At 63.0% G+C, this 1,215-nt stretch carries 2 protein-coding genes; both read right to left on the reverse strand.

Translation table 11 applies throughout. The annotated features are described in order from the left end of the window. Positions 1-371 (reverse strand): hypothetical protein (locus GEV06_28550; protein MPZ21801.1); only part of this gene is annotated, 371 nt, incomplete at its 3' end. Positions 372-482: 111 nt separating this feature from the next. Then, on the reverse strand, positions 483-1,215 hold a 733-nt coding region (locus GEV06_28555; GenBank protein ID MPZ21802.1), incomplete at its 5' end, for a DNA translocase FtsK.

Below are 1,215 nucleotides of genomic sequence, written 5' to 3' on the forward strand. Positions count from 1 at the left end.
AGGCGCTTCCGGGCGTCGGCTTTGAGCGAGCTATGGGGATACTCGTCAATCATCCACTCGAGCATTTCGATGCCCGCGTCGCGATCGACGGCGTCTTGATAATGACGATACGTCTCGAGCGCGAGCAGCGCTCCGTTATAGAGGGCGTTATCGGCGTAGCCGCTCGTCGGGTAACGCCGTACTATCTGCTCGTAGGCGCGCACGGCCGCCCGCAGTTGAGACAAGGGCGGAGCTCGCCGAGTCTTCGTGAGGCTCTTGTCGCGCGCGAGCGCTCGCTCGTACCTCGTCTTGGCTGACTGCGCGGCGACTTGACTCGGCGCAGCCATCAGCGCGGCGAAAATTAGAGCAATGGCAACTCTGCGGATGGGCATGGCTCACATCCGGTTCGATGGTCAGCCGTAGCGCAGGCCTTTAGGCCTGCCAGCAGCACGCCGGCCACGTCAAGGCAGGCCTAAAGGCTTGCGCTACGGCTGTTCTCCTCATTAGCGCACTTGCGCGTCCACCTGATCGAAGTAATCCTTCGGTACCAGCACCTCGCGTGCCTTGCCGCCCGAGCCGGTCGACACGAGTCCCTCCGCCTCCATCATGTCCACGAGGCGCGCCGCGCGGCTGAAACCGATGCGCAGTCGGCGCTGCAAGTAAGAGATCGACGCCTGGCCGCTCTGCACGACGATGCGGGCGGCCTCGTCGTACAGGTCGTCTTTCTCGAGGCCACCGACCGCCTCCATCTTCTTCTCGTCCTCGGTAATCGTCTCGTCGTAGACCGGCTGCCCCTGCTTTCGCAGGTAACTCGCGAGCCGCGCGCTCTCCTGCTCGGAGATATACGGTCCGTGCAGGCGGACGACACGCGAGCTCGCCGGTGGGAGAAACAGCATATCCCCTTTGCCAAGGAGCTGCTCCGCGCCGTTGCAGTCGAGAATCGTACGCGAGTCCGTCTTCGATGAGACGCGAAACGAGATACGCGCCGGTAGGTTCGCTTTGATCAAACCAGTGATGACGTCCACGGATGGGCGCTGCGTGGCCAATATGAGATGGATGCCGACGGCGCGGGCCATCTGCGCGAGGCGACAGATCGACTCTTCGACCTCGTTGGACGCCACCATCATCAGATCGGCCAACTCATCGATGATCACAACCACGAACGGAAGCGTGCGTGGGAGCTCACCGGTTTGCGGATCCGGCTTCGCCTCGCCAGACACCAGCATGTGGCGCAGG

Origin of the sequence: Luteitalea sp., assembly GCA_009377605.1 — a bacterium.
In the GTDB taxonomy this organism is placed as follows: Bacteria; Acidobacteriota; Vicinamibacteria; order Vicinamibacterales; family Vicinamibacteraceae; genus WHTT01.